Origin of the sequence: Streptomyces sp. NPDC058284 (assembly GCF_042881135.1) — a bacterium.
Lineage (GTDB): Bacteria > Actinomycetota > Actinomycetes > Streptomycetales > Streptomycetaceae > Streptomyces.
Genome location: NZ_JBHVYE010000052.1, coordinates 1 through 25,832, shown reverse-complemented (window position 1 = coordinate 25,832; position 25,832 = coordinate 1). Strand labels below are relative to the sequence as shown.

19 protein-coding genes are annotated in these 25,832 nt (G+C 73.7%); 2 read left to right on the top strand and 17 right to left on the bottom strand.

Translation table 11 applies throughout. The features are described from left to right. Positions 1-99: 99 nt before the first annotated feature. From ACFVYR_RS37090 to ACFVYR_RS37060, 7 genes are all read right to left on the bottom strand, one after another. Positions 100-588: a PhzA/PhzB family protein gene (locus ACFVYR_RS37090; RefSeq protein WP_384261911.1), complete on the bottom strand. Its 489-nt coding sequence runs from the start codon at positions 586-588 to the stop codon at positions 100-102. A 305-nt stretch (positions 589-893) separates the two neighbouring features. Beyond that, on the bottom strand, positions 894-1,808 hold the full coding sequence (locus ACFVYR_RS37085; protein WP_384261908.1) for an aromatic prenyltransferase: 915 nt from the start codon (positions 1,806-1,808) through the stop codon (positions 894-896). An 88-nt stretch (positions 1,809-1,896) separates the two neighbouring features. Further along, the gene (locus ACFVYR_RS37080; RefSeq protein ID WP_384261905.1) at positions 1,897-2,973 is read right to left on the bottom strand and encodes a methyltransferase; all 1,077 of its coding nucleotides are present in this window, start codon (positions 2,971-2,973) and stop codon (positions 1,897-1,899) included. A gap of 52 nt (positions 2,974-3,025) precedes the next feature. Then, positions 3,026-3,925 carry an aromatic prenyltransferase gene (locus ACFVYR_RS37075; RefSeq protein WP_384261902.1) on the bottom strand — a complete coding sequence of 300 codons (900 nt, stop codon included), beginning with the start codon at positions 3,923-3,925 and terminating at the stop codon, positions 3,026-3,028. 1,356 nt (positions 3,926-5,281) lie between these two features. Beyond that, positions 5,282-7,000, bottom strand: coding sequence for a cytochrome bc complex cytochrome b subunit (locus ACFVYR_RS37070; protein ID WP_384261900.1), 1,719 nt, complete (start codon positions 6,998-7,000; stop codon positions 5,282-5,284). A gap of 411 nt (positions 7,001-7,411) precedes the next feature. Then, positions 7,412-8,953, bottom strand: coding sequence for an FAD-dependent oxidoreductase (locus ACFVYR_RS37065; protein WP_384261897.1), 1,542 nt, complete (start codon positions 8,951-8,953; stop codon positions 7,412-7,414). 761 nt (positions 8,954-9,714) lie between these two features. After that, a complete protein-coding gene (locus ACFVYR_RS37060; protein WP_384261894.1) occupies positions 9,715-10,779 on the bottom strand; it encodes a polyprenyl synthetase family protein in 1,065 nt (354 codons plus the stop codon). 555 nt (positions 10,780-11,334) lie between these two features. Between ACFVYR_RS37060 and ACFVYR_RS37055 the strand changes: the two genes are divergently transcribed. Next, a complete protein-coding gene (locus ACFVYR_RS37055) occupies positions 11,335-11,961 on the top strand; it encodes a hypothetical protein (protein WP_384261891.1) in 627 nt (208 codons plus the stop codon). Then, on the top strand, positions 11,958-12,161 hold the full coding sequence (locus ACFVYR_RS37050; protein ID WP_389613889.1) for a hypothetical protein: 204 nt from the start codon (positions 11,958-11,960) through the stop codon (positions 12,159-12,161). Before ACFVYR_RS37055 ends, ACFVYR_RS37050 begins: the two co-directional genes overlap by 4 nt. Before the next feature lie 97 nt (positions 12,162-12,258). On the opposite strand, the gene ACFVYR_RS37045 is transcribed toward ACFVYR_RS37050, so the two are convergent. From ACFVYR_RS37045 to ACFVYR_RS37000, 10 genes are all read right to left on the bottom strand, one after another. After that, a complete protein-coding gene (locus ACFVYR_RS37045; RefSeq protein ID WP_384261888.1) occupies positions 12,259-13,701 on the bottom strand; it encodes an adenylosuccinate lyase family protein in 1,443 nt (480 codons plus the stop codon). After that, positions 13,691-15,814 (bottom strand): FAD/NAD(P)-binding protein, encoded by a 2,124-nt coding sequence (locus ACFVYR_RS37040; protein WP_384261885.1) that lies wholly within the window; start codon positions 15,812-15,814, stop codon positions 13,691-13,693. The genes ACFVYR_RS37045 and ACFVYR_RS37040 overlap by 11 nt, the downstream gene beginning before the upstream one ends. Positions 15,815-16,168: 354 nt before the next feature. Beyond that, the gene (locus ACFVYR_RS37035; RefSeq protein ID WP_384261882.1) at positions 16,169-16,423 is read right to left on the bottom strand and encodes a hypothetical protein; all 255 of its coding nucleotides are present in this window, start codon (positions 16,421-16,423) and stop codon (positions 16,169-16,171) included. A 434-nt stretch (positions 16,424-16,857) separates the two neighbouring features. Then, positions 16,858-18,390: an MFS transporter gene (locus ACFVYR_RS37030; RefSeq protein WP_384261881.1), complete on the bottom strand. Its 1,533-nt coding sequence runs from the start codon at positions 18,388-18,390 to the stop codon at positions 16,858-16,860. 202 nt (positions 18,391-18,592) lie between these two features. Beyond that, positions 18,593-19,096 carry a hypothetical protein gene (locus ACFVYR_RS37025; RefSeq protein WP_384261878.1) on the bottom strand — a complete coding sequence of 168 codons (504 nt, stop codon included), beginning with the start codon at positions 19,094-19,096 and terminating at the stop codon, positions 18,593-18,595. A 72-nt stretch (positions 19,097-19,168) separates the two neighbouring features. After that, on the bottom strand, positions 19,169-19,324 hold the full coding sequence (locus ACFVYR_RS37020) for a hypothetical protein (protein WP_384261876.1): 156 nt from the start codon (positions 19,322-19,324) through the stop codon (positions 19,169-19,171). Positions 19,325-19,395: 71 nt separating this feature from the next. Further along, complete coding sequence (gene metF / locus ACFVYR_RS37015; protein WP_384261873.1) at positions 19,396-20,340, bottom strand: methylenetetrahydrofolate reductase [NAD(P)H]; 945 nt, start codon at positions 20,338-20,340, stop codon at positions 19,396-19,398. Next, positions 20,337-21,413, bottom strand: a complete 1,077-nt coding sequence (locus ACFVYR_RS37010) for a carbohydrate kinase family protein (RefSeq protein ID WP_384261871.1) — start codon at positions 21,411-21,413, stop codon at positions 20,337-20,339. Before ACFVYR_RS37010 ends, metF begins: the two co-directional genes overlap by 4 nt. Positions 21,414-21,555: 142 nt before the next feature. Next, complete coding sequence (gene metK, locus ACFVYR_RS37005) at positions 21,556-22,767, bottom strand: methionine adenosyltransferase (protein ID WP_384261869.1); 1,212 nt, start codon at positions 22,765-22,767, stop codon at positions 21,556-21,558. Positions 22,768-23,805: 1,038 nt separating this feature from the next. After that, complete coding sequence (locus ACFVYR_RS37000) at positions 23,806-25,398, bottom strand: AMP-binding protein (protein ID WP_384261867.1); 1,593 nt, start codon at positions 25,396-25,398, stop codon at positions 23,806-23,808. Between the last annotated feature and the right edge of the window lie 434 nt (positions 25,399-25,832).

Below are 25,832 nucleotides of genomic sequence, written 5' to 3'. Positions count from 1 at the left end.
TGTCGCTCCAGTCGGGTTGCTGCAGAGCCCCGCGGATACGAATCTCCCGTATAACGTCTTCCATTGACGTACTCCGATCCAGCGGTAATGTAGTGGTTCTCAGGTGGGGATGCCGGTGCGCTTGATTTCCGGGACCGGTATGCCGAGTGCCCGCAGCTGCTGGAACGGGTTCATGAACTCGCGATTGCGCTTGATCTTGCCGTTCTCGAGTTCGAAGGAATGCAGGAAGTGGTTCTCGTAGTAGCCCTCGGGGTAGTCGCCGAAGAGGATCTTCCCGCGGCCGTCGCATTCCACCCAGAAGTGGTTGGGGTCCTGGGTCTCGAAAATCTGGATGTTGTACCACTCCCAGTCCGGGAAGCAGCCGAGGGACCACACGGCGTGCTCGGCCAGCCGGTCGCGGCCCACCGTCTCCACCGGGGATCCGGTGTCGGTGGTCCACAGGCCGCCCCGGCCGTCCTCGGTGAACAGTTCGTGCCGGCGCAGCCGGTCCTGGCCCAGGGTGTGCATGTACTGCTCGACGGTGGCCCGGTTGGCGCGGCGCAGTTCGGCGGCGTCGCTGAAGCCCTCGGTGGTGGCGGTTTCGGACACGGGTGTCCCCTTCTGTGAATGGCGAATGAATGCGGGGGGTCGCCACAGAAGTGGAATTCCCCCGTTGACTTGGGTGATCCTGCCTGATTGCCGAGGGCAAAATCAACACCGTTTCGACGTTACACTCCTGAACATGGTTCAATGTTCAACTTCAATATGGGCATGGCGGGGCCCGCATCGGCCAAAACAATGCGGTGCGCCTTTTATGGCGGGAAAAGGGCGGTTCCTGGCAGAGAAATTGCCTGATCCGGGACCGGGTCCCGGGTCAGGCAATTTCTCTGCGCGGAAAAGAGTTCAGGACGTGTTCATATCCTGCCGTTGTGCACCGCGCTGATCACTTTTCGCATCAGGGGCGAGAGCTGGTAGTAGGGGCCCAGGTTGAGGTAGTGCCCGCCGCTCTCCCACTTGACGGCCGCGATGACGATGGGCTCGCCCGCGTAGGCGCGCGGGGCGCTGCGCACGAACTGCTCGACCTGGTCGGTGATGGGCACCGGCAGGCCGGCCCGGTCCCAGCCGCGGGCGGGCGGCGGGGCGTAGCAGACCCGCTCGATGCGCGGGGAGTCCCAGGCCAGGGTGGTGTAGATCCTGAACGAGCGCCCCGCGAAGGCCAGCATCTGCTCGTCGGGCTCGGGCAGGCCGAGCTCGCGGTGCAGGGAGCGCAGGTTGGCCGGGGTGCGGCACTCCTGGCTCAGCTGGGTGAAGTACAGGTTGACCGTGCGGCGCCGGTAGTCGATCCCGAGCATCGCGACGTCGCGCAGGCCGTGCCGTTCGAGCAGGGCGGCGTTCGTGGCCAGGGCGCCGGGCATGGCGGGCAGGGCGGCGAGTTCTCCCGTGCGGCGCACGTCCTGCGGGAAGTGCGCGTAGATCTTGCTGAACCCGGCGACGACCCCGGCGTCGATGAGGTACTCGCTGACCGTCAACCGCTCGCGGACGGCGGACAGCAGGGCGGCGACGGGGTGGTCGGTGGGGGTGAGGAATCCGTGGGCCAGCGCGGTGGCGTAGGGATCGCCGCTGCTCACCGGCACCGTGACGGTGTAGTCGAGCTCGGCCGGGCGTGGCCCGTGGGTCGAGACGCTGTAGACGACACCGGCCTGGGCCAGGCCGTTTGCGTACGCGCTCAGGACGGGCCGGACTGTCTGCGGCGGGCAGTCCAGGCCCACCAGGCGGGCCGCCTCCTCGATGGCCGCGCACACGTCGTCGGTCCCGGTCACTGCGGGCATGCATCCTCCAGGTGCCGGTCGGCGCTTGCGGGCGGCAGGGCGCGGGCACGGCGGACGCTCCGGTCCGCGGTGCCCGGGCAGGGGCCGCTCAGGCGACCTTCGTCGCGCACAGGATGGCCTGGACGGGGATGACGTCGCGGGGCACCTCGGCGGGGTCCTTGGTGATGGCCTTGGTGACCTTGAACCCGCACTCCTCCAGCCAGCTCTGGTAGACCGACATCTTCTGCGGGCCGCCCTGGCCCATGGTGCAGCCGATGAAGAAGGCCGGGAAGAAGTCGACGTTGTAGTTGTCGGTGTCGCGGATGTCCTCGGGGTAGACCGGCACCATGATGTTGACGGTGCCGCCCGGCTCGAGCGCGCGGTAGACGCCGCGCAGGATGGTGAAGACGTCGTCCTTGTCGAACATGTCGAGGAAGTGCTTGATCAGTACGGTGTCGAAGCCGGCGGGGATCTCGTCGAAGACGTTGCCGCCGATGAAGGAGCAGTGCTCGCGCACCCCGTGCTTGTCGAAGTTCTCCAGGCAGGCGGCTTCCTTCTCCGGCAGGTCGAAGGTGGTCACCTTCAGTCCCGGGGAGGCCTTGTGCCGGTAGGTGTGGATCGCGCCGAGCCCGGTGTTGCCGGCCACGTCCAGCACCTGCGCGCCGGCCGGCACGTCGACGTTGGCGAAGAACCAGGGGTCGATGTTGGCGGTGACGTTGTTCATCAGCGTCAGCCAGGCGTCGTTGAGGTCGCGGTGCTCGGCCACCGCGTCGTAGAGGGTGCCGCCCTCGGTGCCGTACAGCTCCTTCAGTCCCACGATCGTGCCGGTGCGCGCGCTGTCGGTGAGGTAGAACAGCTGCCGCAGCGCCACCACCTTGATCATGTTCATGTAGGTGAGGGCGCGCTTCAGGTCGCTCTCGGCGACCTCGGCGAGCGCGTCCAGGGTGTAGGCGCCGCTCGTCTCGTCCTGGGCGACGAAGCCCTCCTTGACCAGCAGGAACAGCAGCTGCTCGACGGCGTCGGGCTTGGCGCCGACGGCCTCGCCGAGTTCGGCTGCGGTCAGTGCGGGGTGCTCGCGGAGCTTGTCGATGATGCCGAGCTCGAAGACGGACAGCAGGCTCATGAACCGCGAGGGGCCCACCATGTACTCGCGAAAGCGTCCGAGAGTGGCTTCAGTTGACGTCATTGTGCGCTGATCCCTTTCGAAGAGTGTGCGGGGGTGCTGCGGGGACTGCTGATCACGAACGTCCGCCGACGTAGGAAAGGTTCAGCCGGCTGTTGGTGCGCCACTGGTAGTAGGACTGGAGCTTGTAGTACTCCTCGCCGCCGGAAGTCACCGCGGCGTAGACCATCTTGGGCGTGTCGATGCCGTAGGGAACGCTCTTCAGGAACTGCTCGACCTTGGTTCCGAGCCGGGCGGAGAGCTCCAGCGGGTTCTCCGTCTTGACGCTGTAGGAGATCCGCTCGACCTTCGCCGACTCCCAGTTGACGGTGGCGTAGACGCCGAACGCCTTGCCGCAGAAGTCGAGCATCTGCTCGCTGGGCTCGCGCAGGCCGATCTCGCGGTGCATCGCCTTGACGGTGTCGGGGGCGACGACCTCGGGGGTGGCGGCGAAGTAGACGTTCATCGTCCGGCTGCCGTAGTCGATGCCGATCAGGTCGACCTTGTCGGCCAGGCCGTAGCGGGCGAAGAAGTCCTCGTTGTGGGCCAGGGCGGGGGGCATGGAGTCCAGGCCCGCCAGGTGGCCGATGCTCTCGTGGCGGCCGCCGGGGAAGTACACCCAGATCTTCTTGAAACCGCCCAGGACCCCGAAGTCGACGCCGTAGCTGTCGACGGAGCAGTGCTTTTGGACCTCGCCGATCAGGGACTCGACCGGGTGGCCGCTCTGGGTGGTGAGCTTCTTCTCCAGCACGACGGCGTAGGGGTCGATGCTCGCGGGCACCGTGAAGCGGCAGTCGAACTCCCCCTCGTGGCGCGCGTTGGTGGCCACCCTGAAGGCGATCACGGCATCGGGCAGGACCTCTTCGAACGCGGCCAGGATGGGCCGCACCTTCTCGGGCGAGCAGGTGACGTCCAGCAGCCCGGCTGACTCCTCGACGGCGGCGTAGACACTCGCCAGATCGGCGGTTCCCGACATCATTCCTCCATGGGTGGATTGCGGCGCCGGTGTGGCCGGCGGCAAGGACAAGGCGGCGCACCGGGCCGGCCAGGCGGCCGTGCGCGGGACTCGCGGGGGGTTGCGGAACGAGGGCCGGGGTGCCGGCCGGGCGCGCAGGACGGGGACTGCGCGGGCCGCCGGGCCGGGCGGCGGGGGCCTGCCGGCGGGCTCGGCCGGGGGCCGGGGACTTCCGGGGTGAGGGGCCGTCAGGCGGTGTGCGGGACTCCCGCGCCGCCCGGCGCCCTGACGCAACTCCCCCGGCGGCCAAGGGCTCCACACTCGACAAGGAGGGGGCGCAGTTTTTGGGCAGGGGAGGTCTGCAGAAATAGTGACACGGGCGGGGCCCCGCACCAAGAGTCCTACAAAGTGACGTGGGTCACTCCAAGCGGAGCCGGGTGCGGCCCCTCCCCCGGCCCGCGCCGGGCATCCCTGACGCCGGTCGGGCGCACGGGGTGCGGGACGGGGCGCGCGGATGCGGAGCCTGCCGGGGCCTGCGGTGCGGCGAACGGCCGCGCGCGGGGCGGGAGTTGGGGGCGCGCTCGGGGGCGGGTCCCGCCGGGGGGCCCTCGCCATGGCGAACGGCCGGTCGCGGGCGGGAGTTGGGGGCGCGCTGGGGGCGGGGCCCGCCGGGGGCCCTCGCCATGACGAACAGCGGGTCCCGGGCGGGAGTTGGGGGCGCGCATGAGGGCGGGGCCCGCCGGGGGCGCCCGCGTCCTGGCGAACAGGCGGGAAGAGGGCGGGAGTTGGGGCGGCGTGCGGGGGGGGCGGCCCGAAGGGGGTGCGGGGCGCGGCCCGAGGGGGATGCGGGGCGCGGGGCGAGGGGGATGCGGGGTGCGGGGCGGGCTGCCGGGTTGGGGCCGGGCCCCGAGGTACGGGGCGGGGGCTGGGGCGGGGTCCCCTAGGGAGGCCCGCGCGTGCACTGCTGCCCTCCCCCGGCCTGGAGGGGCGCGATACGGGGCGGGGTGCGGGGCCCGGCCCCACAGGGGCGCCCGCGCGTGCACCGCTGCCCTCCTCCGGCCTGGACGGGCCCGGGTGGGGAGGGCATGGGGCGTTGGGGTGCGGGGCGGAGCGCTGGGCTGCGGGGGGCACGGTGCGGGCGGGTTGCGGAGGGTGCCCGGCCGCGTGCCGCCTTCGCCGGGCTGCGGGTGCGGTGCCGGGGCGGGGCGCCCGACCCCCGCGTATCGCCTCCCCCGGCTGCCCGGACGCGGCCCGCGGCCCGGGCGGGGCGGGGCCGGTCGGGCCGGGGGGCGGTGCAGGGCGGCGCGGGTGACCCGTCCCCTGGTCACCCGCGCCGCGTTCGTGGGGGGGCCGCGGTGGGCCGGGCCCCCGGGCCGGTCAGTGCAGGGGCTGGTCACTCTCGCGGTGCTCGGCGGGGGCGGGCAGGGCGGCCGGTGCGTGGCCGTTGCCGTTGCCGTTGCCGTTGGAGGAGGGGTTCAGGTGGGTCAGGGCGTGTTGCATCTCCTGCGGGCTGGGGTGGGGGATCTGGCCGCCGGAGAGCCAGCGGCTGAGCCGGTGGCGGACCAGCTGGGTGCGGGATTTGGGGTTGGGTACGCCGCGGTCGTCCTCGCGCGGCGGGGCCGGCAGCGGCTGGTGGATCTCGCGGGAGAGGAGCATGTACTCCTGTCCGCGGTCCAGGCGTTCGTGGACCTCGACGAACTCGCCGTGCGGCAGGCGTTTGATGCGTCCGCTCTCGCGGCCGTGCAGGAGCTTGTCGCGGTCGCGCAGTTGCAGGCCGATGCAGATCCGCCGGGTGATGACGTAGGTCAGGGCCGGGATGACGAAGACGCCGATGCGGACCGTCCAGGTGATCGCGTTCATCGACAGGTGGAAGCGCTCGGCGAGGATGTCGTTGGAGCCGCCGAAGAAGAGCACCAGGTAGAAGGCGGCGAGGGAGGAGACGAACGCGGTGCGGGCGGGCTGTTCGCGGGGCCGGTCCAGCAGGTGGTGCTCGCGCTGGTCGCCGGTGATCCAGGCCTCGATGAACGGCCAGAGCGCGGCGATGGCGATCAGCAGGGTGGGCAGGACGACGGCCGGGATGAGGACGCCCATGTTGACGGTGTGGCCGGCCAGGGCGAACTCCCAGGCGGGGAAGGCGCGCAGGGCGCCTTCGAGGAAGCCCATGTACCAGTCGGGCTGGGAGCCCTGGGAGATCTGGTCGGGCCGGTAGGGGCCGTAGACCCAGACGGCGTTGATCTGGGCGATGCCCGCCATCAGTGCCAGGACGCCGGAGACGAGGAAGAAGAAGCCGCCGGCCTTGGCCGCGTAGTGCGGCATGAGGGGCTGGCCGACCACGTTCTTCTGGGTGCGGCCCGGGCCGCGGAACTGGGTGTGCTTCTGGTAGACGACCAGGATCAGGTGGACGGTGACCAGGGCCAGCATGATGCCGGGCAGCAGCAGGATGTGCAGGCTGTAGAAGCGGGGGATGACGTCCGTGCTGGGGAACTCGCCGCCGAACAGGAACATCGTCAGGTAGGTGCCCACCAGCGGGATGGCCAGGGTGACGCCTTCGGCGATGCGCAGGCCGGTGCCCGAGAGGAGGTCGTCGGGCAGCGAGTAGCCCAAGAAGCCCTCCAGGGTGACCAGGACCAGCAGGACCACGCCGATCAGCCAGTTGAGCTCGCGCGGCTTGCGGAAGGAGCCGGTCAGGAAGTGGCGCAGGGTGTGCGCCATCGTCGCGGCGATCATGGTCAGGGCGGCCCAGTGGTGCAGCTGGCGGATGAACAGGCCGCCGCGCACCTCGAAGCTGATGCGCAGGGTGGAGGCGTAGGCCTCCGACATCTGCACGCCCTGCAGCGGGACGTGCGGGCCCTGGTAGACCGTCTCGCCCATGCTGGGGTTGAAGAACATGGTGAGGTAGAGGCCGGTGAGGATCAGGATGATGAAGCTGTAGAGCGCTATCTCGCCGAACATGAAGGACCAGTGCTCGGGGAAGACCTTGCGCATCAGGGTGCGCCACTGGTAGATCCCGAGGCGGCCGTCCGCCCAGTCGGCGACGCGTTCGCCCTGTGGGGCCCTGGTCCGCTCCCGCTGCGGTGCCTCGTCGGTGATGCTCATGCCCGCGCGCCCTCCCCTCGCCGCTCGGTGGTCACAGGCACACCCGGGCCGGCCGGGGTGCGGCCGGTGGCGGGGGCGGCCTGCGGCGGCGCAAACGGGCCCGTGCCCTGAAGCGGGAGGAACGCTATCGACACCGTGTGCGGCCGGACAACCGCGCTCGAGCCGGAGCCCTGCCCCAACTCCACTGGTTCTTGAGCGGGTTTCGAGCGGGCCTCGAGTGCCGGTGACCGGCGTGTCGTCAACTGTGCTGGAACGGGCGGTGTGTTGGTGCCGCGCACCCGTTGCGGGTGGCCCAAGTCGGCCTCTACAGCAGGTAGTTGCTGCGCTCTTGTCATGCCAGAACCTTATGTCCATGCCGGGTGGCGTCTGTGCCCGGCCTCCCCTCTTGCGGCGGGGGCGGCCGGCCGGGGGTCAGGGGCGGGGGCGGGCCCGGGGCGCGGGGGCCGGCCACTGCGCCGAGGAGCCGGGCGGGCGCAGGCGGGCGGAGCCGGTGGCCACCCCGATGGCGGGCGCGGCCGCCGGGGCCGGGCGCCGGGGCGTGCGGGGGCCGTGGGTGCGGCTGGGCGGCGCCGCGACGGCGGCGGGCGGGACGGCGGGCGGGGTGTGCGGGGCCGGGGGGCGGGGGACGGCGGCCAGGGGGCCGGCGGCCTGGATGCGGGCGATGAGCTGGGTGGCGGCGTGCGGGTCGGTGGGGGCGGCGGCGGCGATCCGGGCCGTGTAGCGCCGGGCGAGGCGGGCGCGCAGTCCGGTGGGCGCGTCCTGGCCGTTGCCGGTACGCAGGTGGCGGGTGCTGGACTGCCAGGCGGGGGCCAGGCGGTGGGCCAGGGCGCGGCGCAGCCGGTAGGTGAGGCCGACGGTGGTGCCGTGGCCGGCCAGCAGGTGGTCCAGGACCAGGGCGCCCTGGACGGCCAGGGTCATGCCCGGGCCGTGGGCGGGGTCCAGGACGGCCAGGGCGTCGCCGACGACGAGGAACTGATCGGGCCAGCGGCGCAGTTTCTCGTAGTGGCGCCAGCGGTTCTCGGTGTGGGCGCAGGTGTAGAGGGGGCCCAGGGGGGTGGCGGCCTCGATGACGTCGCGCAGCAGCGGGTGGCGCAGGGCGCCGGCGGCGTGCAGCAGTGCGGTGTGGTCGGCGGGCGGCTGTGTGCCGTCGCCGGTGCACAGGGTGAGCGACCAGCGGCCGCCCTCGATGGGGTTGAGCGTGCCCTGGTGGGGGTGGTCGGGTGAGGCCATGAGCAGCAGTGCCTTCCAGTCGGCGACGTGGCCGACGGGCGGGGCGAAGACGGTGGAGACGTAGGTGCTGCGGGCCGGTGTCACGCTCTCGCGGGGGCTGTCGTAGCCGAGTTCGGCCAGCCAGTGCGGGGCGCGGGAGCTGCGGCCCGAGGCGTCCACCACGAAGTCGGCGGGTATCAGGCGGGGCGGGCCCCAGCCGTTGGGGCTGCGGCGTTCGCGGGGGCGGGCCCAGACGCCGGTGACGGTGTCGTTGCGGCCGGGCTGCAGGGCGGTGGCCTCGTGGGCGGGCAGGAAGCTGACCCTGGGCTCGGCGTGCAGCCGTTGGCGCAGTACCGCATCGATCAGGTCGCGGCCGGCGCTGAGCATCGACAGGCCCGAGTCGAAGCGGGGCAGCCAGCCCTGCGGGCCGAGCAGCAGCATGTCCTGGGGCAGGCGCACCCGGATCGCGCCGGCCCGCTGCAGGTCCTTCCCGATGCCGGGGAAGAGCTGTTCCAGGCCCTGTTGGGCGGTGGTTGTCAGGCTGTGGGTGTGCCGTGCCTGGGGTACGCCGCGGCGCCGGCCTGCGCCGTGGGGCAGGTGGTCGCGCTCGATGACGGTGACGTGGTCCATGGTGTTGGCCAGGGCCCGTGCCGCGGTGAGTCCGGCGAGGCTCGAACCGATCACTACGGCGTGGCCGCGGCCGCCGCTGCCGTTGTCCGTGACGCCGTGTGCGTCCGCACTCATCTGGCCGCCCTTCCGGTGCCTTGGTGGTTGCATCATGCGGCGTGCGCGGCGTGCGGCGGCGGGCTTTGGCCAAGGGCGTGCCCGGGTGCCGCGCCCGGCGCCGTGCCGCCGCGGGCTGGCCGCCCGGCCGCCCCCGGTCGTGGGGTGCGGGCTCGTTGTGCCTGGTGGGGAGGGGTCCGCGCCCCCGGTGCGGGGTCCGCAGGGGCCGGAGGGTGAGGGGGCGGGCGGGGGCAGAGGGGGCGGGGGTCGAGCGGTCCTCGAGGTGCTCCCGATGCGGACTCAGGCGGTCTTCGAGTACGCGCCCGGCGTCTGAACGCCCGCCGCGGGGCGCGGAGTTGGGGTGGCGGCCGCCTTGCCGGGTGCCGGGCGCCGCGCTCGTCGCGCCGGCCGGGGGGCGGGCGGGGCGGTACGCCGCAACGGGGTGCGGGGGAAGCGGGGCCCGGCGGGGGTTGACCGACGGGCGCTCGGCGGGGGCAGCCCGGCCCGGGGGGGGGGGGGGGGGCGGGCGGGGTGGCCGCACGTTGCTGCCGTCCGGTCGCCTGCCGCGCGCAGCTTGGCCGGTTCGCGCGGGTGCCCGCAGCACCGTCCCCGTCCGCCCGGCGCCAACTCCCCGGCCGTGGCCGGGGGGTTGGTGCGGGCACCCGCCGGGGCGGGGCTTCGGCGCAGCGGGGCCGGGGCGGCGGGGCGGGAGGGTGCGGGACTCCCCCGCCCCGGCCCGGCCCGGCCCGCCCTGCGGGCGGACGCGGTGCGGTGGGCGGCTTTCAGGCGGTGCGGTAGGCGACCCGTTCGGCCATGGCCGTCAGTTCGCTGCGCCACACCGGGTCGATGGGGGTGGCGGTGATGGCGGTGCAGCCCTGCTCGACGAGGCCGGCGATGTGCTTTTCGACGTCGTCGGGGACGCCGGTGTCCAGCAGGCGGCGGCGGACCTCCTCGGGGGTGTGGCCGGGGGTGGTGATCAGGCGGCGGATGCGCGGGTCGCGCTGCATCGCCCAGCCCAGGAGCAGGGTCATCTTGTGCTGGCTGAAGTCCAGGCCGGCGGGTTTGCCGGTGGCGGCGGAGTCGCCGAAGGCGTCCAGCAGGTCGTCGCGGAGCTGGAATGCCTCGCCGACCGCCTCGCCGTACTGTTCGAAGGCGGGGGCGAGGTCGGGCCGTCCGGCGGCGCTCGCGCCGACGGCCAGGGGGCGGTGGATGGTGTAGTGGCCGGACTTGGCCAGGGCGATCCAGCGGGAGAGGTGGGGGTCGATGAGGAATTCGGCGGCCGCGGTCATGTCCATGTACTGGCCGATCATCAGTTCCGAGCGCAGCCTGTTCCACACCGGGGTGACCGCGGCGGGTGCGGGGGCCATCAGCTGTTCGGAGTAGACCAGGGCCAGGTCGCCGACGAGGAGGGCCACGCCCTCGCCGTACCGGCGGGATTCGCCCTGCCAGGCGCGTGCGGCGTGGCGGGCGGAGTGGTGGGCGTGGACGGTGGGCAGGCCGCGGCGGTGGCTGGAGGCGTCGATGATGTCGTCGTGGATGAGGGCCGAGGCGTGCAGCATCTCCAGGGCTGCGGCGCTCGTCACGGCCACGGGGTCCTCGGGGTCGCCGCCGGCGGCGAGGTAGCCGGCGATGCAGAAGGCGGGCCGGATGCGTTTGCCGCCGGCCGCAACCAGGCCGCGCAGCGCGTCGACGGCGCCGGCCGCCCGTTCGTTCACCCCCGCCCATACGTCGTGTTCGGCCAAGAGGAAGGCCCGCAGATGGTGTTCCATCCGCTGCAGCAGTTCCTCGCTGGTGCGGCGCGCGTCGGCCGCCCCTTGCTGGTCGGTTGCGATACAGGTCGTTTCCATGGCCACAGCCTTGACTTCCTTGGCGTAGAGAGCGAGCACGGGGGGGGGCGGCCGGCCGGGGCGGGGCCCGGCACGGCACAGAGGCGGTTCCGGAAGGGAACTCGAGCCCCGCTGAAGAAAAGGGGAATCTAGAATTCCCCTTTAGGGGGGATCGATTACGAAAGGAAAAATTTAACACCGCTGGATTACCGCTCCCTTCCCGCCGGGGTGCACGTTGACACCCCCCGACCGCTCATGGAACTCTCCGAGTGCACCCATGGCCGCGGCTAGGTGGCGGTGGGTCTGGGGCAGTAACGGGGGGATGGAATGCACATGACGGCCGTATCGAGGGAACACATCAGAGCCTGCGCCTGCCGGGCCTGTTCCGCTTCTTTTGCCGTAATTCACTGACCGGGTCCTTCCCGCCGCCGCGGTGTTCTTCCGCGGTCTTTGGCCGGGCCTTTCGGTCGCGCCCCCGTCTTCGGGGGCCTTCGTTTCAGCATTCACTGCGGTGATCGGCGCGGAATTGTTTCCGGCGGCCGGCCGCGGGGCGCGTCAGCTCATGAAGGAGATTCAATGGAGTTTCACTCATGTCCCAGGAACCATGCTCCCGAGGTGCGGGCCGCCGCCGGCCGTGTGCTGTGCGCCGCGTGTGCCGGGCAGCTGGAGCGCACCCTGCGCACCCTTCCCGGCCTGCACCAGGAGGGGCTGCACCACATTCTGCCGACGGCCCGGCGCAGGAACCCGACGAAGGTGTCGGGCAGCCGCAGGCGCGACCACCTGAATATTTCCGCGCTCGACGCCCGGAACAATATTCTCGCCATCTTGGAGTCGTGGTCGCTGTATGTGGTGGAGAAGCTCGAAACCGCTCCTCCCGGGCGCTCCGTCCCCCAGCTCGCCTCCTTTTTGATACGCCATCTCGAGTGGCTCACCGCCCAGCCCCCCGCCGTGGAATTCGCCGATGAAGTCGAAGGCCTCCAGGTGGAATCGCTGCGCGCCATCGACCCGGATTCGGAAGAGCACCGCACGCCCGCCATCGGGTGCGTGGTGGACGACTGCCCGGGGACGATCAATACCGCGCAGCGTGCCGCAAGGAGCCCGGCCAGGGGCAGCATCAGCTGCACGTCAGGACATTCATGGGAAATGCGCGAATTACTGACCCTCCGGCATCTCTTGGACCGGCAACGGAAGGACGCCGCATGAACAGACCACCGCGCCACCGGCTCGTACCCACGAATGTGGCCGCCCTGGCCACGGGTGTCTCCGAGGCGACGATCCGCAAATGGGTGAGCCGCGGCAAGATAACCCGCTACGGCACCCCGGGGCGTTCGCAGTTCGACATAGAGGAGCTCACCGAGATCGCCCTGCGGCGCCGGCCGGCCGGCGCCGCCGCCCGTTCCTGACCCCCCGCCCCCCCGCCCCGTTCCTGCCCCTCCCCTTGCCCCTGCCCCGCACGCCGGCCCGCGCCCTGCTGGAGGGCGCGGGCCGGGGTGTGTGCCCTCAGGCGGGCAGAGTGCGGGTCAGGGCGCGCTCGGTCAGCGCGGCGGCGGCCCCGGTGTAGGCGCCGGGCGCGAACAGGTCGCGGTGGCGCTCTTCGTCCAGCAGTGCGGCCACCCGCGCATCGGCCCGCAGGAGGCCGGCCAGGGGCGCGCCGGTGCGGGCGGCCTCGGCGCAGGCCTCGTTGAGCAGGGCGCGGGCCGCTGGTTTGCCCAGCAGCGGGGCCAGGACGGCGGCGATCTTCTCGGAGACGATCTGCCCGCCGGTCAGGGCCGCGTTCGCGCGCATCCGCCCGGTGTCCACCGACAGGCCGGAGACCAGTTCCACCGCCTGGTGGGCCGCTCCCCCGGCCAGCCGCAGCAGGGCGCGCAGCGGTTCCCACTCGGCGTGCCAGGCGCCGGCGGAGCGTTCGTCCTCGCTCAGCATGCAGCCAAGGACGCCGGCCGCCAGCGGGGGCGCCTGCAGGGCGGCGGAGCGGATGGCCGCGGACAGGACGGGGTTGCGTTTGTGCGGCATCGCCGAGGACGCGCCGCGCCCGGCGGGCGCCGGCTCGTGCACCTCGCCGACCTCGGTGCGGGTCAGCGACAGCACATCGACGGCGATCTTGCCCAGGGCGGTGCAGGTGAACGCGGCGCCCTGGGCCAGGTCGGCCACGGGGGTGCGCAGCACGTGCCAGGGCAGCAGCGGGGCACAAAGGCCCAGTTCGGCGGCGAAGGCGGCGGTCAGCTCGCGGGTGTAGGCGGCGGGCTCGGCGCCCGGGGCGTGGTGGAGGTAGCCGGCCAGGGTCCCGGCGGCCCCGCCGAGCTGGACCGGGGCCCGGGCCTGGAGGTCGGCCAGTTTCTGCGCGGCGTCCAGGACCAGGCTGCGCCAGCCGGCCGCCTTGCAGCCGAAGGTGGTGGGCACCGCGTGCAGGGCCAGGGTGCGCCCGGCCATCAGGGTGTCCTGGTGGGTGCGGGCCAGGCGGGCCAGGTCCTGCTCGAGGCGGGCCAGGTCGGCGCGGATCAGGCCCAGCGCCCGGTGGGCCACCAGGACGGCCGCGGTGTCCAGGATGTCCTGGCTGGTGGACCCGCGGTGCACGTAGGCGGCCGCCTGCGGGTCCAGGGCCTGGACCAGCGCGGTCAGTTCCTGCACCAGGGCGACCACCGGGTTGGCGGACTGGCGGGCCCGGGCGGCCAGCGCCGGCAGGTCCAGGCGCTCGGCGCGGGCGGCCTCGGTGATGGTGCGGGCGGCGGCCGCGGGCACCGTGCCCAGGCGGGCCTGGGCCCGGCTCAGGGCCGCCTCGGCGTCCAGCATGGCCTGCAGCCACGCGCCGTCGCCGACCGCGCCGGCCACGGGGGTGCCGGCCCAGACCGGGGCGAGCAGCCCGGCATCCGGCAGCGCCGGGGCCGCCAGGGCGGCCGGTGCGGGCGGGGCGGGCGGGGCGGCGGGGGCGGGGTCAGTGGGCATGCGTGACTCCTTGTGCGGGGTGAACGGCCGCCCCCGGGGCGGCGGTTGGGGCAGCGGGAGCAGTGGAGGCCGCAGGGGTGGTGGAGGCGGCGGGGGTGGTGGGGGCGGCAGGGGTGGTGGTGGGGCAGGCCAGGGCCGCGCGGGCGATGGCGTCGGCGTCGGTGAGGGTCACCGAGTTGACGCCGGGGCGGATACCGGCGGCCGTCACCCAGTGCACCGACTCGGTGGGCACCCCGAAGGCGAAGCGGCGCGGGTGCGGGCGCCCGGCGGCGTCCAGCAGATGGAACGGGCGCCGGGTGACGGCCAGGCCGTCGCTCTGGTAGGGCTCCTTGGTGCGGGTGGGGATGCGGTGGGTGGTGCACTGGCCGCTGTCCAGCAGCCGGCGCAGCAGCGCATCACCGGTACGGCGCAGGGTGATCGCGGGCAGCCGCGCCTCGATGAGCGTGTCCACGCGCCGCACCGAGCCGGGCACCAGCGGGGAGTGGGTGGTGCAGCCGCCCGGACGCAGGCGCACCGCCAGGTTCGGGCCCACCACCTCCAGCACCCCGGCCTCGATCAGCGCGATCATCTCCTCGACGCGGCGGGCCGGCGGGCCGATGGAGAGGTGGGCGTTGAGCGGGGTGTACCAGCCCTCCAGGTCCTCGCGATGGGAGTCGCCGTGCAGCCCGTTGTGGTCGACGGCCAGGCGGATCTCGTTGCGCAGGTCGCGCAGGACGTCCAGGGCCGCCTTCAGGGGGCTGCTGAGGTTGCCGGTGCGGGCCTCGGCGACGTCCTGGCGCAGATGGTCCAGGAGCCAGCCGGTGAAGTCGTGCGGGCCGGTGAACTCCCGCCCCCGGTAGGGCCGGGCGAGCAGTTCCCAGTCCCAGCGGTCCTTCTCGCCGATGCCGTACGCCGTGAGGAGCGCGCCGCGCCGCACCGTGCCGGCGGCCAGGTAGTCGGCCTGGAACTGCTCGCTGGGCCCGTGCTTGCCGCGCGAGGACAGCAGCGTGCGGTAGTAGACGCCCTCCACCTCCGCCGCGATCAGCGGCCACAGATCGGCCCGGAAGTCCAGGCCGGACGCGCCGGCCCGGCGGCGCATCTCGGCGATGCGCCGCTCGGTGAGCAGCAGCGGCCGGTGCCGGCCGTGCGGGCCCTTCTCGTTCTCGCCGCGGGCCTGGTAGGGGATGCCGCGCCGGGAGCCCGCGCACAGGCGGGGCTCGCGGCCCGAGGGGTGGTAGACCAGGCGGTTGCCGGTGCGCGAGAAGCGGCCGCCGCGCCCGGCGGTGAGCCGGGCGAGGTAGTCGAAGAAGTTCAGTCCCAGGCCGCGCAGCAGCACCCTGCTGCCCGGCTCCAGGGCGTCCAGGTCGACGTCGGCGGGGTTGGCCGGCGCGAGGTGGCGCAGGCCCGACTGCCGGGCGCGGGCGGCGAAGGCCCGCTCGGCGTCATCGGCGCGGGCCGGCAGGTGGCCCTGGCACAGGACGACCGCGTCCAGGTGGCGCAGCACGGCGCCGTCGCTGAGCCGCACCCGCTGTTGCGGCGGCCCCTGCGGGTGGCCGGTGGCGCCCTCGTCGTCCAGGGCCAGGGCCCGGCAGCGGTGGACGCTGACCCGCACGCCGTGCGGGGCGCCCCGCACGATGCGCCGGTAGGCCCAGCGCAGGTAGTGGCCGTAAAAGGCGCGGGTGGGGTAGGTGTCGGGGCCCAGGGCGCGGGCCTCCTGCAGGACGCCGGCCGGATGGCCGAAGACGCCGCTCCCGCCGGCGGCGGTGTCATCGGTGCCGCCCGCAGTGTCATCCGCGGCGGCGGCATCCGTAGGGGGGGCGGTGGCATCCGTGGCGGCGGCGGTGAGGGTGGTGGCCCACTCGTACAGGCTGGGTCCGGGCTCCAGGGGGCCGTGCAGGTCGACGGTGGCGTCGGTGAACAGGGAGATCTGGCCGGCCACGGTGTTCATCAGCAGGTGCGGGGACTGGTCGGTACGCCAGACCTGGCCGGGGCCGGGCGGGTAGGGGTCGACCACATGAATGTGCACGGTGTGGTCCTGGGGGCGCGAGCGGGCGTTGGCGCACAGGCGCTCGAGTACGGACAGCCCGCGCGGTCCGGCACCGATCAGGCATACCGTGCTGTGTGTCGCTGTCATGTCTACCGTTTCTGCTGGTCACGCAACGGGGCGAGACCGCACGCCGGGCGCCGCCGCACAAGCACACGAGGGGCGGCGCCGCTCACGTCCGGCCGGGAGCACCGCGGCGAGCGAGAGCCGGCGGTGCTGGGACGCACACGCCCCGCCGGCCCGGGAGAGACCTCGACCGGGCGGCGGCCCCGCGCCCCGTGCGCCACGGGGCGCGAGCGGGGCGGGGGGCACGGCATGTACGACAGGGGGGATGTGCGGATCGCGGGGGGGGCGCTTGCGGCCGGTGTGCCGCGCTGCGCGTGCTGCTCCCGCGTCCGTCCCGCGCCGGCCGTCAGCCGCTGTCGCGGGGCGGACGGTAGCCGTTCACCATGCCTGGGGGGCGGACCCCGCGGCCATGCCGCCTCCTGGGCCCGCGGGCCGCATCCGGGCCGCCGGGCGGCGGGATCCCGGGCGGGCCCCTACCGGGGCGGCGTACTCCCCCGGGCCCGGCAGCGCCCGGGCAGCCGGGGTCGGCAGGGCGCTCGAGAAGGCCGGCACACCCGTGCCCGTAACCGTGTCCGTGCCCCCGGTGCGGTCCGGCGCGCAGGCGCGGGTGTCCCTCACGGCGGTGGTGGTCATGGGCCTGCTCCTTTCCGCTCTGCGGGGAGGGTGTCGCTCAGCTGCGTGGCCCGGGCGCGGGCGCGGTGGCCGTGGTGCGGGCGCGGCCGGCGCTCTGCGGGCGGGCCCGCAGAAGCGGCAGGAATGAATTTTCCGGTGCGCCAAGGAAAGAGGGGGAACGGAAAAGCGCCCAAGTACCGGCCGGGGTGCTGTTTTTGGGCAGGGTGGGCGCCCTGGAATAGTGACACGCGGCCCGCCTCCGCGCCTAGAGCGCCCCGAAGTGGCATGGATCACGGCCCTGTTCGCTCCTGCCGGCGCCCGACTGCGGGCGTGCGGCGGGGGGTTGGCCGGGCGGGCACGGGGGCGGACAGCACAGCGCCCCCGGAGGGGGGATGGTCCCCGGGGGCGGTGCGGTCCAAGGCCGGCTCAGTGGCTCAGTGGGCGCTCACGCGCTTTCAGGAGGCGGCGCCGGTGGTGGTGGGCTGGGCCGGCGCTTCGTCGCCGGGCTCGGCATCCGCCTCGGCCAGCACGTTGCGGGGCGTGGCGTCGACCTTCTGCATCAGCGCGATGACCAGGACGGCCGCGGCGGCCACCAGGATGGCGCCCACCTGGAAGGCCCGCGAGGCCCCGTCGGACTGGGCGACGGTGGGCAGGACGCCGTCGCCGATGTGGTCGCTCGTGTAGCGGATGGCGATGGGCACCAGGGTGGCCAGGCCCAGCGCGCCGCCGATCTGCTGCATGGCGGTCTGCACGCCGGAGGCCAGTCCGGAGTCCTTGCCGGTGACCTGGTAGAGCGCGCCGTTGACCAGGGCGGGATAGCACATGGCGCTGAAGATGCCGAAGACGAGCATGCCCGGCAGGACGCCGCCGACGTAGGAGGAGTCGGCCTCCAGGGAGCTGGCGACGAACAGGCCGGCGGCGGCGCCGCCGAAGCCGATGGCCAGGACCGCCTTGACGCCGATGCGGGGCATCAGGGCGGAGGCGGCGCCCATGCCGGCGCCCATCGCGAAGGCCAGCGGCACCACGGCCATGCCCGCCTTGATCGCGGAGTAGTTGAGGACCTGCTGCATGTAGATGATGAGCAGGAAGGCGTAGCAGTGGAAGCTGGCGAGCAGCGCCAGGGTCACGACGTTGGAGGTGACCCGGGTGCGGTTGGTGAAGAAGCGGATGGGCACCATCGGGTCGGAGACGCGGGTCTCCCACACGGCGGTCAGCAGCAGGATGCCGATGCCGGCCAGCAGCGGCAGGAGCACGGTGGAGGAGCCCCACGCGTGGTCGGCGGCCTTGATCAGGCCGTAGACGACGGCGACCAGGCCGCCGGTGATGCCGACGGCGCCGGCGAAGTCGACGCTGCGGCCCTCGCGTTCCATGCGGCTCTCGGGCATGACGCGGGGCACCAGGATGAGCGCGGCGAGCGCGATGGGGATGTTGATGTAGAAGATCCAGCGCCAGTCGATCCATTCGGTGAGCGCACCGGAGACGACCGATCCGATCACGCCGCCCAGGGCGGCGGTGCCGCCCCAGACGCCCAGGGCCTTCATCCGCTCGCGGGCGTCGGGGAAGAGGATGGGGATCATGCCGAGTGCGGCCGGGCCGCACAGGGCCTCGCCCAGGCCCTGGACGAAGCGGCTGGAGACCAGCATGCCGGAGGACATCGCGGCGCCGCAGGTGGCCGAGGCGACGCCGAAGCAGATCACACCGATCATGAAGACCCTGCGGCGGCCGAACATGTCGGCCAGCCGGCCGCCCAGCAGGAGGAAGCCGCCGGCCATCAGCACGTAGCCGTTGAGAACCCAGGCGAGGTCGCCCTCGGTGCTGAAGGTCAGGTCCTTGTCGATCTCGGGGAGAGCGACGAGCACGATCGTGACATCCATGACGAGCATGAACTGAATCGCGGCCAGGACGCCCAGTGCTTTCCAGCGCCTCGGGTCGGACTGGGCGACGGCATCGTTCGCCCCGCCCGGGGACTCTTTGTCGAGAGTACTCATGGCCTGTTTACTTCCTCCGAATAAGTGCGACCCGAAAAGGCCGTCCGCGCGGATGTTCCGGCCGGCGCCGGTGACTCGTGCGCCCCGCCGGATCGCGGGCCGGTGTCCGTCTCCTCCCCTCCGACGAAACGGGCTGCCCAAATGTGAGGGCCCGTGCGCGCCGCGGGGTCCCGCAGGGGCGGGGGCGGTGGCGGGGGCGGGCTCAGGCGACCAGGTAGCGCTGGATGGTGGGGGCGATGAGGGCGACGACGTCGTCCACCGAGGCCGAGGCGAGCGGCTCCAGCCGGACGACGTAGCGCAGGACGGCCACGCCCCACACCTGGGCCTGGGCGGCGTTGATGTTCATGGGCGGCACGCCCAGGGCGCGGGCGACCTCGTCGAAGTCCCTGGGCTCCTCCTGCAGCGAGGCCGCCAGCTGCCGGAAGATCTGCTGGGACATGAAGTCGCGCATCTGGGCGGCGCCTTCCTCGCCGGTGAAGACGGCGCTGAAGGCGGCCAGCAGCTGCGGGCGCACCTGGGGGTCCTCCCAGCGGGACAGGGCCGCCCGCAGCAGGCCCTCGGCCAGCTCGGCGCGCCGGCCGGTCAGGGAGGCCGCGCCGGCCCGGGCGAGGGCGTCACCGATATCGCTCAGGGCGTCGCTCCCCGCAGACGCGGCAGCCGCGGCAGACGCGGCGGGGGTGGTGGGGTTGTGTGGGGCTGCGGACATCTCTCCTCCTGGTGGAGCAGGGGTACGAGCAGGGGTACGGGGCCGGGGGGGCCGGTGGGGGGCGGGGCGGGGTCAGTCGATGCCGCGTACGACGTTGGTTTCGGCGCTGTCGTCCTCGTCGATGCCGGCCAGGCGCAGCGCCGGGGTGCGCGGCGGCGTGCGGACGGCGGCGTCCGCGGGGCGCCTGCTGTCCTTGGGCCTGCTGTCCTCCTCGTGGGTGTGGTGCACGTCAGCCTCCTGGTGGGGTGGGGTCGGTAGCGGGGGGATCGGGCCCGGAAGAAGAGGGGGGCGGTGCCGTGTCAGTGGCGGGCTGCGAGACCGGCGGGCCGGACACCGGGCGTGCCGGGCGTGGTGGATGCGCCGGGTGTGGCGGGTGTGGCGGTGATGTTGCGGTGGATGTCGAGGGCCGCGGTGGAGCGGTTGAGGGTGATGTAGTGCAGGCCGGGGGCGCCTTCGGCCAGCAGGCGGCGGGCCATGGCGGTGGCGTACTCCACGCCGATGCGGTGGCCCTCGGCGGGGTGGTCGCGGGCGGCGTCCAGGCGGTGGGCCAGGGCTTCGGGGAAGGCGGCGCCGCTGAGCTGGGCGAAGCGGCTGATCTGGCGCACGTCGGTGGCCGGCATGATCTCGGGGATGATCGGGGTGTCGCAGCCCGCGGCGCTCACCTTCTCGCGCAGCCGCAGGTAGTCCTCGACGTGGAAGAACATCTGGGTGATGGCGTAGTCGGCGCCGGCCCGGCACTTGGCGACGAAGTGGGCGATGTCGCTGTCCCAGTCGGCGGAGCGCGGGTGGCGTTCGGGGAAGGCCGCCACGCCGACGCTGAACTGGCCCGATTCCTTGACCAGGCGCACCAGTTGGTGGGCGTGGTCCAGGCCCTTGGGGTGGGGCGTCCAGGGTCCGTTGGGGTCGCCGGGCGGGTCTCCGCGGACGGCCAGGACGTCGCGGACCCCGGCGTCGGCGTACTGGCCGATGATGTGGCGCAGTTCGGCCACCGAGTGGCCCACCGCGGTCAGGTGGGCGACGGGGCGCAGGGTCGTCTCGGCGGCGATGCGGGTGGTGAGCTCCACGGTGCGTTCGCGTGAGGAGCCGCCGGCGCCGTAGGTGACCGAGACGAAGGCGGGGGCCAGGGTCTCGATGCGGCGGATGGTGCGCCACAGGGAGCGGGCCGCGCTCGGGTTCTTGGGCGGGAAGAACTCGAAGGAGAAGCTGGGGCTCTCCTCGTCGATGAGGTCGCGCAGTGCCCTCATGAGCGGCCCCCGGCGCCGGGGCGGGCGGCGGGCCGGGCGGCGGGAGGGGGCGGGGCGCCGTCCGGTGCGGGGGCGGGGCGGGCGGGGTTCGTGCGTTCGCCTGTGATCTGTGTTTCCAGGGCGCGGGCGGCGGCGGGTCCGTAGGTGTGGTCGATGCGGGTGATCAGGTCGGCGGGGAGGAGTTTGTACTCCTGGGTGCCGACCGATTCCAGGACGGTGGTGGCCAGGGCGCAGCCGAGCTGGGCGGCGCGTTCCTGGGGCAGGTTCCAGGCGGTGGCGGCCAAAAAGCCCGCACGGAAGGCGTCGCCCGCCCCGGTGGGGTCGGCGATCTTGTCGGTGGGGACGGCGGCAACGGGCAGGCGGGGGCAGCCGGCGCGGTCCAGGGCGACGCCGCCGGCGCCCAGGGTGGTGATCCAGGTGCCGACCCGCTCCAGGAGTTCGGGGCGGCTCCAGCCGGTGCGTTCCTGCAGCAGGGCGGCCTCGTACTCGTTGGTGAACAGCCAGCGGGCGCCCTGGACGAGGCGGCGGGCCTGGTCGCGGTCCAGGCGGGCCAGTTGCTGGGAGGGGTCGGCGGCCACCGGGATGTGCAGGCGGTGGGCGGTGGCGGTGTGGCGCAGCATGGCGGCGGGGTCGTCGGCGCCGACGAGGACGAGGGCGGGGGGGCCGGTGCGGGCGCTCACGGCGGCCAGGTCGATGCGGGCGGCCTCGGCCATGGCGCCGGCGTAGAAGGTGGCGATCTGGTTCTGGTCCTGGTCGGTGGTGCACACGAAGCGGGCGGTGTGCAGGGTGTCGCTGACCTGGACGGCGCTGGTGTCCACGCCGTGTTCGTGCAGCCAGTGGCGGTACTCGGCGAAGTCCTGGCCGGCCGCGCCGATCAGGAGGGGGTTGAGGTGGAGCAGGCCCAGGCCGAAGGCGATGTTGGCGGCGACGCCGCCCCGGCGGATTTCGAGGCGGTCGGCGAGGAAGGACAGGGAGACCCGCTCGAGCTGTTCTTTGATCAGCTGCTCGGCGAAGCGTCCGGGGAAGACCATCAGGTGGTCGGTCGCGATGGATCCGGTCACGGCGATACGCACGGCGAAATGCACTCCCTCTTGAAGGCGTGAGGTCGACAGCGGCCCTCCCGGGCCCGGCGGCGCCCCGCGGGGGCGGGGGCCGCCGGGGCCGGGCTTTTTGCGGCGTGCCCGGCCCCGGGGGGGGCGGAGGGCGGCGCGGGGGTCAGCCTGCTGCGGCCACCGCGCGCAGGGCGTCGGCGCGGTCGGTGCGTTCCCAGGTCAGTTCGGGCAGGTCGCGGCCGAAGTGGCCGTAGGCGGCGGTCCGGGCGTAGATGGGGCGCAGCAGGTCCAGGTCGCGGATGATCGCGGCGGGGCGCAGGTCGAAGACGGCCGTGACGGCCGCTTCGATGGCGGCCTGGGGGACGGTGGCGGTGTTGAACGTCTCGATGAACAGGCCGACCGGTTCGGCCTTGCCGATGGCGTAGGCGACCTGGACCTCGCAGCGGGCCGCGAGGCCGGCGGCGACGATGTTCTTGGCGACCCAGCGCATGGCGTAGGCGGCCGAGCGGTCGACCTTGGAGGGGTCCTTGCCGGAGAAGGCGCCGCCGCCGTGGCGGGCCATGCCGCCGTAGGTGTCGACGATGATTTTGCGGCCGGTCAGGCCGGCGTCGCCCATCGGGCCGCCGATCTCGAAGCGTCCGGTGGGGTTGACGAAGAGGCGGTGGTCCTCGGTCTCCAGTTTGATGCCGTCGTCGGCGAGCTGGGCCAGGACGGGCTCGACGACGTGGGTGCGCACGTCGGGGGTGAGCTGCTCGGCCAGGTCGATGTCGCCGGCGTGCTGGGAGGAGACCACCAGGGTGTCCAGGCGCACGGGGCGGCTGCCGTGGTACTCGATGGTGACCTGGGTCTTGCCGTCGGGGCGCAGGTAGGGGACGGTGCCGTCCTTGCGGACCTGGCTCAGGCGGCGGGCGAGGCGGTGGGCCAGCTCGATCGGCAGCGGCATCAGGGCGGGTGTCTCGTCGGTGGCGTAGCCGAACATCAGGCCCTGGTCGCCGGCGCCCTGCCGGTCGAGTGCGTCCTGTTCGCCCTCGACGCGGTTTTCGTAGGCGGCGTCCACGCCCTGGGCGATGTCGGGCGACTGGGCGCCGATGGACACCGACACCCCGCAGGAGGCGCCGTCGAATCCCTTGGCCGAGGAGTCGTAGCCGATGTCGAGGATCTTGTTGCGGACCAGGGTGGCGATGTCGGCGTAGGCGGTGGTGCTCACCTCGCCCGCGATGTGCACCTGGCCGGTGGTGATCAGGGTTTCGACGGCGACGCGGGAGGCGGGGTCCTGGCCGAGCAGGGCGTCCAGGACGGTGTCACTGATCTGATCGGCGATCTTGTCGGGGTGGCCCTCGGTCACGGATTCCGAGGTGAACAGGCGACGGGACATGACTCTCCAGGACTAAAGAGGAGGGGCGGATGCGGGTGCGTTGACGTGGCGGGAACGGGGTCGGGCGGCCAGGGGGGCCACGGGGCAGCTGCCGTGGCCGGGGGGCGGGCGGGCGCCGCTGGTATGCGGACGATGCGGCAGGAGCAGCCGGCCAACGGCCCGGTACTGCGGGCCCAGTTGGTATGGGGGCCCGTGCGGGGAGCCCCGTCGGTATCGGTCCACGGGGCCGGTGCCGCACGGCCCGGTGTGCCGGGCCGGGGCGGCGTGGGATGGCAGGTGGGACGGGACGGTGTGGCGCCGTGCGGGAGGGGGCGGGACCGCCTCGCATGCCCCCGGGGGGCGTGTGCCTCTCCCCCGCGCCCCGTCCGGCCCGTCACCGAGCCCCAGCGGCGCCCCGCACCACCACCCCTCCCCCGTACCGGCACCCCCCCTGCCGACCAGCAGCGTTGATGGCACGTCTTCGTCCCCACGGCTGGCCGGGCAGGCCCGGTGCGCTGCAAGCTGCGCCGGATGCCCGAGAGCAACCGATCTGGCGGGGCCGGCGCGTGCGGCGCGCCCCGCAGGGGCGCGGGGAACTGCGCGCCCAGCCACGACGCCCCGCGGCCAAGGACGCACCCCGGCCCGCACGGCGCTTGGCGCTTGGTGCTTGGCGCTTGGCGCTTGGCGCTTGGCGCTTGGTGCTTGGCGGGCAGGCCCGGCGCAGCCGGTGACGGACCCGCAGAAACCACAGCCGCCCGCCCGGCACGCAGCCACCGCAGTCGCCCGCACACCCTCGGGGCCACGGAGCCGGCCGCACGGCCACAGGATGTGCCGGGGCGGGCCGGGCGCGGCGGTGGTGCTGCGCTGCCGGGCCCGCCCGGGCTGCGGGCCGGGATGCGGGCCGGGGTGCGGGCCGGGCCGGGCCGGGGTGCGGGCCGGGATGCGGGCCGGGGTGCGGGCCGGGGTGCGGGCCGGGCCGGGATGCAGGCCGGGGTGCGGGCCGGGCCGGGATGCAGGCCGGGGTGCGGGCCGGGGTGCGGGCCGGGGTGCGGGCCGGGGTCAGGCCGGGTCGGCCAGGCGCTGCTGCAGGTGGTCGGCCAGCGCGATCCGCTGGACCTTGAGCGTGGCGGTGCGCGGCAGTTCGGCCTGGGGGATCTGGACGGGGTCGGCCAGCTGGGGGAAGTCGGTGACGGCGGCGCGCCAGCGGCCGGGGTCCAGCGGGGTGTCGTCGGTGGTGCAGATGACGGGGACGGGCCGGTTGCCCGGGCCCGGCACCACGACCAGTTCGCTCAGTTCGGCCAGGCGGCCCAGGACCACGTCCTCGACCTCCAGGGAGCTGGAGACGCCCTCGATCATGTCGACTTCGCGGTCGAGCATGTGCAGGCAGCCCAGGCGGGTGCGGTAGCCGACGTCGCCGGTGCGCCACCAGGCGCCGTTGCGGTTGGTGTCGTAGCGGTCCTGCTCGGCGAAGTAGGTTTTGGCCAGGCCCGGCCAGGCGACCTCGATGAAGCCGGGGTTGTCCTGGGAGGGAGTGCGGCCGTCACGGCTGACCACGCGGACCTTCGCCGCGCCCAGGGGCATCGCCCAGCCCACGCAGCGCCCGTTGGCCTTGTGGGCGGAGGAGCGCAGGTAGGCGCGGCCGACGGCGGGGCCGACCTCGCTCTGTCCGTAGATCTGGAAGAAGAGGGCACCGGGCCGGCTGGAGGCGTTCAGCAGGCGGCTCATCGTGCGCGGGTGGATCGCGTCGAAGGTGCTGGAGAAGACCTTCACCGAGGCGAAGGGGCGGCGTGCGTCGGTGGCCAGCTCCTCCCAGTCCATCAGGGAGTTGGGCAGGGCCTCGACGAAGCCGGGCCGGTGCGCGGCGAACTGCTCGGCGATGCTGTCGGGGTCGGATTCGCGCAGCAGCAGGATCGGCAGTTCCTTCAGCAGGGCCAGTGACATCGCCGCGACCATCCGGGAGTGCACGAAGGGGATGTGGATGGCGACGGTGTCCTTGCGGCGCATCAGGGCGAGCAGGCGCCACTGCGGCACCAGGCGGATGCCCTGGGTGCGGGGGGTGTGCACGACGAGTTTGGGCAGGCCGGTGGTGCCGGAGGTGTGGGTGATCACGGCGGCCTCGTCCAGGGGGCGGACCACGGGGCGCACCCGGGGGGCGCCGGCGAGCGCGTCCAGGGCGTGCGCGCCGCTGCGCTCACCGGCCACGATGATCACGCGGCGGGTCAGGCCGGTCAGGGCGATGCCGGCCTGGCGCAGGCTGTCCAGGGTGGGGGCGTCGGTGAGCAGGCTGGGCCGGCCCACCCGCTCGGTCAGCGCGCCGACGGTCGCCGGGTCCAGGGCGGGCGAGAGCATCACGGGGACGGCGCCGATGCGCGAGGCGGCGGCGCCGAGCATCCAGATGTCGGCGTTGGCGCGCTTGTGGATGACCAGGTGCTCATCGGGCCGTACGCCGGCCGCCCACAGGCGGGCCGCCAGCTCGTCCACGGCGCGGGCGAACTCCGCGACCGTCAGGCGCCGCCCCACCGCGGGCAGGGCGTCCAGGTCGTGGTCGAGGGTCAGGGGGGTCGAGCCGTTGACGGCGGCGGCCATCTCCGGCAGAAGTCCCAGGTGCAGGCCGCGCTTTTGTATCGATCGGTAGACCGTGGAGCCCTTCATCGGGCTGTCTCCTTTGCTGCGGAACGGGTGGACGGACAGGCGCGGACGGGCGCGAGAGAGGGCGGACGGGCGAGAGAGGACGGGCGGGTGCGGGCGGTGGGGGGCGGCCCGGCGCCGCGCCCCCCCCGGGGCGGGCGGACACCTTTTCGCGGCCGGGCCTGACATTGCGCGGGGCTGTGTCGTCGAAGGGGGTGAGGCGGACGAGGCGGACGCCGCCGTCCGGTGGCGCGTGCCGGTGCCGGACGGGGCAGCGCCTGGGCCGCGCCGGGGCGCCGGGGGCGCCCCCTCGGGCCGGTCCACGCAGCCGGCCGCGCCCCCGGATGCTGCCCCTGGCCACCGGCCCTGCCCCGCGGCGCGGCGCCCGGCCCCCCCACGGCCCCGCCCGGGGGCACAACCCCCCCCCCCCGCCCACCAAACACAACACCCCACCCCAC